Origin of the sequence: Pseudomonas agronomica (assembly GCF_025917275.1) — a bacterium.
GTDB lineage: Bacteria > Pseudomonadota > Gammaproteobacteria > Pseudomonadales > Pseudomonadaceae > Aquipseudomonas > Aquipseudomonas agronomica.
Genome location: NZ_JAOSHO010000298.1, coordinates 1 through 6,342 on the forward strand (window position 1 = coordinate 1; position 6,342 = coordinate 6,342).

At 62.7% G+C, this 6,342-nt stretch carries 6 protein-coding genes; 3 read left to right on the forward strand and 3 right to left on the reverse strand.

From position 1 onward, the window contains the following. Window positions 1-71: 71 nt before the first annotated feature. The 3 genes from mreD to mreB form a co-directional block, all read right to left on the reverse strand. Window positions 72-560, reverse strand: coding sequence for a rod shape-determining protein MreD (mreD, locus tag OC610_RS18750; protein WP_245138494.1), 489 nt, complete (start codon window positions 558-560; stop codon window positions 72-74). Continuing rightward, window positions 557-1,681, reverse strand: a complete 1,125-nt coding sequence (gene mreC / locus OC610_RS18755; RefSeq protein WP_264429762.1) for a rod shape-determining protein MreC — start codon at window positions 1,679-1,681, stop codon at window positions 557-559. The genes mreD and mreC overlap by 4 nt, the downstream gene beginning before the upstream one ends. A 141-nt stretch (window positions 1,682-1,822) precedes the next feature. Continuing rightward, window positions 1,823-2,860, reverse strand: a complete 1,038-nt coding sequence (mreB, locus tag OC610_RS18760) for a rod shape-determining protein MreB (RefSeq protein WP_002555108.1) — start codon at window positions 2,858-2,860, stop codon at window positions 1,823-1,825. Between the two features lie 211 nt (window positions 2,861-3,071). Between mreB and gatC the strand changes: the two genes are divergently transcribed. The 3 genes from gatC to gatB are packed head-to-tail and all read left to right on the forward strand — an operon-like array spanning window position 3,072 to window position 6,283. Further along, on the forward strand, window positions 3,072-3,359 hold the full coding sequence (gene gatC / locus OC610_RS18765; RefSeq protein ID WP_020297123.1) for an Asp-tRNA(Asn)/Glu-tRNA(Gln) amidotransferase subunit GatC: 288 nt from the start codon (window positions 3,072-3,074) through the stop codon (window positions 3,357-3,359). Window positions 3,360-3,375: 16 nt separating this feature from the next. Next, the gene (gene gatA / locus OC610_RS18770; RefSeq protein WP_264429761.1) at window positions 3,376-4,827 is read left to right on the forward strand and encodes an Asp-tRNA(Asn)/Glu-tRNA(Gln) amidotransferase subunit GatA; all 1,452 of its coding nucleotides are present in this window, start codon (window positions 3,376-3,378) and stop codon (window positions 4,825-4,827) included. A 10-nt stretch (window positions 4,828-4,837) separates the two neighbouring features. Then, window positions 4,838-6,283, forward strand: a complete 1,446-nt coding sequence (gatB, locus tag OC610_RS18775; protein ID WP_181287587.1) for an Asp-tRNA(Asn)/Glu-tRNA(Gln) amidotransferase subunit GatB — start codon at window positions 4,838-4,840, stop codon at window positions 6,281-6,283. The last annotated feature ends 59 nt before the right edge of the window (window positions 6,284-6,342 follow it).

The window sequence follows — 6,342 nt, forward strand, 5'->3', positions numbered from 1 at the left end:
AGCCCGGCGGGATTCAATCTTTGGCCACCGGGATGTAAGTCATCAAAAAAAGTGTCGATATCCTGCGCGAATCAGTTGATTTTGAAACGCAGGCGCAAGCCACGCAAACCGAAGCTTACCCAAGGCCAGAGCAAGGCACTGACCAGGGCCGGCAAGACCAGCGCCAGGGTCGGCTGGCGATTGCCGGTCAACGCACTGAGCCATAGTTGCACCAGCTGTGCCAGGCCAAAGATCACCAGGATCACCAGGCACTGTTGCCACATTGGGAACATCCGCAGGCGCTGTTGCAACGACAGCACCAGGAACGTGATCAAGGTCAGGATCAGCGCGTTCTGGCCCAGCAACGTGCCATAAAGCACGTCTTCGGCCAGCCCCAGGCACCAGGCCGTGACCATGCCGACCTTGTGCGGCAAGGCCAGGGCCCAGAAGGCCAGCAGCAAGGCCAGCCACAGCGGGCGCAGGATTTCCATGAACTGCGGCAGCGGTGAAACGCTGAGCAACAGGCCGATGGCGAAGGTCAGCCAGACTATCCAGCCGTTACCGGATCGAGTACTGCTCATTCTTCTCGTGCTCCCCTGGTGGCAGGCGTAGCGGCGGGCGTCGAGGCCGGTGGCTTGGCCGCAGGCTTCGCAGGTTGACTCGCCGGCTGGCGGGCAGCCGGCTGATGGGCGGCCGGCTTGGCAGGTGTCGCGGCGGGCGTGGTGGCCGGCGGCGTCGCGGCAGGCGTTGTCACCTGAGGCTTGGGCACGGTAGCCGGGACAGGTGCAGGGGCGGGTGACGTCGGGGTGGCCGAATCGCCGCCCTGCCGGTCCTGGGCTTCCTGGGCCACGGCAGCATCGTTGGCTCGTTCTTCAGGCGTGCGGTTGTCGCTGAACACCAGCAGCAGGTAACGGCTGCGGTTCAGCGCGGCGGTCGGCACCGCGCGCACGATGGCAAACGGCTGGCCGGAATCGTGGATGACCTCCTTGACCGTCGCCACCGGATAACCGGCAGGGAATCGCTGGCCGAGGCCGGAGCTGACCAGCAGGTCGCCTTCCTTGATGTCGGCGGTGTCGGCCACATGCCGCAGCTCCAGGCGTTCCGGGTTGCCGGTACCGCTGGCAATCGCGCGCAAGCCGTTGCGATTGACCTGCACGGGAATGCTGTGGGTGGTGTCGGTCAACAGCAGGACACGGGAGGTATAGGGCATCAACTCAACCACCTGCCCCATCAGGCCACGGGCATCGAGCACCGGCTGGCCGAGGACCACGCCGTCGCGCTCGCCCTTGTTGATGATGATGCGGTGGGTGAACGGGTTGGGATCCATGCCGATCAACTCGGCCACTTCGACCTTCTCGTTGACCAGCGCGGAGGAGTTGAGCAACTCGCGCAGCCGAACGTTCTGCTCGGTGAGGGCCGCCAGCTTCTGCATGCGCCCCTGCAACAGCAGGTTTTCGGTCTTGAGTTTTTCGTTTTCGGCGACCAGTTCGGTCCGGCTGCCAAACTGACTGGCCACACCCTGCCACAACCGTTGCGGCAGGTCGGTGATCCAGTAGGACTCCATCAACACCAGCGACATCTGGCTGCGCACTGGCTTGAGCAGCGTGAAACGGGCATCCACCACCATCAGCGCAACCGATAGCACGGCCAACACCAGCAGGCGCACACCCAATGAGGGGCCTTTGGCAAAAAGCGGTTTAATAGGCCGCTCCTCCCAGGCAAATGTTTTCTTTATTCATACGGCATCAAACCGGCCTGGATACGAATGACAGAAGATAAACGCCAACGGGCAGCACTGCAAAGTGCTGCCCGGGAGCGAACAACATAGACCATCCAGCCGAGCTTATTCGCTGGAGAGCAAGTCCATGGTGTGCTTGTCCATCATTTCCAATGCACGGCCACCGCCGCGGGCAACGCAGGTCAACGGGTCTTCGGCAACGATCACCGGCAGGCCGGTTTCCTGGGCCAGCAGCTTGTCGAGGTCACGCAGCAGCGCGCCACCACCGGTCAGCACCAGGCCGCGCTCGGCGATGTCCGACGCCAGCTCTGGCGGGGACTGCTCCAGGGCGCTCTTGACCGCCTGGACGATGGTCGCCAGCGACTCTTGCAGCGCTTCGAGCACTTCGTTGGAGTTGAGGGTGAACGCGCGTGGAACGCCTTCGGCCAGGTTGCGACCGCGAACGTCGACTTCGCGCACTTCGCCGCCCGGGTAGGCCGTGCCGATTTCCTGCTTGATACGCTCGGCGGTGGATTCGCCGATCAGGCTGCCGTAGTTGCGACGCACATAAGTGATGATCGCTTCGTCGAAACGGTCGCCGCCTACACGGACGGATTCGGCATAGACCACACCGTTGAGGGAGATCAGCGCGATTTCAGTGGTACCGCCACCGATATCGACGACCATCGAACCGCGGGCCTCTTCCACCGGCAAGCCGGCACCGATGGCTGCGGCCATTGGCTCTTCAATCAGGAATACTTCGCGTGCGCCGGCACCAAGGGCCGATTCACGGATGGCGCGACGTTCCACCTGGGTGGATTTGCACGGCACGCAGATCAGCACGCGAGGGCTCGGCTGCAGGAAACTGTTTTCGTGAACCTTGTTGATGAAGTACTGCAGCATCTTTTCGCAGACGCTGAAGTCGGCGATCACGCCGTCTTTCATTGGGCGAATGGCTGCAATGTTGCCCGGTGTACGGCCCAGCATGCGCTTGGCTTCCGTACCGACAGCCACGACACTTTTCTGGTTACCGTGGGTGCGGATGGCCACGACCGAGGGTTCATTCAGGACGATACCGCGCTCGCGCACGTAAATAAGGGTGTTGGCAGTGCCCAGGTCGATGGAAAGATCGCTGGAAAACATGCCACGCAGTTTCTTGAACATGGGAAAGGGACCCTAGGCAACGCGTGGGTAAAAAAGTGCGGCAAACTCTAACAACGACAGGGATTTTGGGCAAGGCGCCAATATGTTAAATTGGCCGCTTTTCTGTGCACCAAACCCTACAATCGCGGCCGTAGCCCGTTGAGATGGTAGTGTTCCGACAATCTAACACACGGACAGACTGCGTCCGTTTTGTTTTCCACTGGAGAATCCCATGGCGCTTGAACGCTCCGACGTGGAAAAAATCGCTCATCTGGCCTGCCTGGGCCTCAATGAAGCCGATCTTCCACACATTACTTCTGCCCTGAACAGCATTCTCGGGCTGGTCGACGAAATGCAGGCGGTCGATACCGACGGTATCGAGCCGCTGGCCCATCCACTGGAAGCCAGCCAGCGCCTGCGCGCCGACGTCGTGACCGAGTCCAATCACCGCGAGGCCTACCAGTCCATCGCGCCAGCGGTCGAAAACGGCCTGTACCTGGTTCCGAAAGTCATCGACTAAAGGGAAAGAGCCTCTCATGCATCACATGACCCTGGCCGAGATCGCCCGCGGACTCGCCGACAAGAAGTTTTCCTCCGAAGAGCTGACCAAGGCCCTGCTGGCGCGCATCGCCCAGCTCGACCCGCAGCTCAACAGTTTCATCAGCCTCACCGAAGAACTGGCCCTGGGCCAGGCCAAGGCCGCCGACGCACGTCGCGCCAACGGCGAGAGCGGCGCCCTGCTCGGCGCGCCGATCGCCCACAAGGACCTGTTCTGCACCCAGGGCATCCGCACCAGCTGCGGCTCGAAGATGCTCGACAACTTCAAGGCCCCGTACGATGCCACCGTGGTCGCCAAGCTGGCCGCCGCCGGCACCGTGACCCTGGGCAAGACCAACATGGACGAATTCGCCATGGGTTCGGCCAACGAGTCGAGCCACTACGGCGCCGTGAAAAACCCGTGGAACCTGGAACACGTGCCGGGTGGCTCGTCCGGCGGTTCCGCCGCCGCCGTGGCCGCGCGCCTGCTGCCGGCCGCCACCGCCACCGACACCGGTGGCTCGATTCGCCAGCCGGCGGCGTTCACCAACCTCACCGGCCTGAAGCCGACCTACGGTCGCGTCTCGCGCTGGGGCATGATCGCCTACGCCTCCAGCCTCGACCAGGGCGGCCCCCTGGCCCGCACCGCCGAAGACTGCGCGATCCTGCTGCAAGGCATGGCCGGCTTCGACCCGAACGACTCCACCAGCATCGACGAACCCGTGCCGGACTACAGCGCCAGCCTCAACGGCTCGCTGCAAGGCCTGCGCATCGGCGTGCCGAAGGAATACTTCAGCGCCGGCCTCGACCCGCGCATCGCCGAGCTGGTCCACAACAGCGTCAAGGAGCTGGAGAAGCTCGGCGCGGTGATCAAGGAAATCAGCCTGCCGAACATGCAGCACGCGATTCCGGCGTACTACGTGATCGCCCCGGCGGAAGCCTCCTCGAACCTCTCGCGCTTCGACGGCGTGCGCTTCGGCTATCGCTGCGAAAACCCGGAAAACCTGGTCGACCTGTACAAGCGCTCCCGTGGCGAAGGCTTCGGTGCCGAAGTGCAGCGCCGGATCATGGTTGGCGCCTACGCGCTGTCCGCCGGCTACTACGATGCCTACTACCTCAAGGCGCAGAAGATCCGCCGCCTGGTGAAGAACGACTTCATGGCCGCCTTCAACGAGGTCGATATCATCCTCGGCCCGACCACGCCGAACCCGGCCTGGAAGCTCGGCGCCAAGAACAGCGACCCGGTCGCCGAGTACCTGGAAGACGTCTACACCATCACCGCCAACCTCGCCGGCTTGCCGGGCCTGTCCATGCCGGCCGGTTTCGTCGATGGCCTGCCGGTGGGCGTGCAGTTGCTCGCGCCGTATTTCCAGGAAGGCCGCCTGTTGAACGTTGCCCATCAGTATCAATTGAATACCGACTGGCACACCCGCACCCCAACCGGCTTCTGAGGAGAAACACATGCAATGGGAAGTCGTGATCGGGCTGGAGATTCATACCCAGCTCACCACCCGGTCGAAAATCTTTTCCGGTAGCTCGACCACTTTCGGTTCCGAGCCCAACACCCAGGCCAGCCTGGTGGACCTCGGCATGCCCGGCGTGCTGCCAGTGCTCAACGCCGAAGCGGTGCGCATGGCGGTGATGTTCGGCCTGGCGATCGATGCCGAGATCGGCCAGCACAACGTGTTCGCCCGCAAGAACTACTTCTACCCGGACCTGCCCAAGGGCTACCAGATCAGCCAGATGGAGTTGCCGATCGTCGGCAAGGGTCACCTGGACATCGCCCTGGAAGACGGCACGGTCAAGCGCGTCGGCATCACCCGGGCGCACCTGGAAGAAGACGCCGGCAAGAGCCTGCATGAAGAGTTCAACGGTGCCACTGGCATCGACTTGAACCGTGCTGGCACACCGCTCCTGGAAATCGTCTCCGAGCCGGACATGCGCAGCGCCAAGGAAGCCGTGGCCTACGTCAAGGCGATCCATGCGCTGGTGCGCTACCTGGGCATCTGCGACGGCAACATGGCTGAAGGCTCGCTGCGTTGCGACTGCAACGTGTCGATCCGTCCGAAAGGCCAGGCCGAATTCGGCACCCGCTGCGAGATCAAGAACGTCAACTCGTTCCGCTTCATCGAGAAGGCGATCAACAGCGAAATCCAGCGCCAGATCGAACTGATCGAGGACGGCGGCAAGGTCATCCAGCAGACCCGCCTGTACGACCCGAACAAGGACGAGACCCGTCCGATGCGCAGCAAGGAAGAAGCCAACGACTACCGTTACTTCCCCGATCCGGACCTGCTGCCGGTGGTCATCGAGAACTCGTTCCTCGACGAGGTACGCGCCACCCTGCCGGAGCTGCCACCGCAGAAACGCGAGCGCTTCCAGGCGCAGTTCGGGCTGTCGAGCTATGACGCCAACGTGCTGGCCACCAGCCGCGAGCAGGCCGATTACTTCGAAAAAGTCGTGAGCATCGGTGGCGACGCCAAGCTGGCGGCCAACTGGGTGATGGTCGAGTTGGGCAGCCTGTTGAACAAGCAGGGCCTGGAAATCGACGAGTCGCCGGTCTCGGCCGAGCAACTGGGCGGCATGCTGCTGCGGATCAAGGACAACACCATTTCCGGCAAGATCGCCAAGATGGTGTTCGAAGCCATGGCCAATGGCGAAGGCAGCGCTGACGAGATCATCGAGAAACGCGGCTTGAAGCAGGTCACCGACACCGGTGCGATCAGCGCCGTGCTCGATGAAATGCTCGCGGCCAACGCCGAGCAGGTCGAACAGTACCGTGCTGCAGACGAAGCCAAGCGCGGCAAAATGTTCGGCTTCTTTGTCGGCCAGGCCATGAAAGCCTCCAAGGGCAAGGCCAACCCGCAACAGGTCAACGAACTGCTGAAAAGCAAGCTCGAGGGCTGATTGCCATGGAGCCAGTCTTTGAATCTGGCTCACCCCCCTGTGGGAGCGAGCTTGCTCGC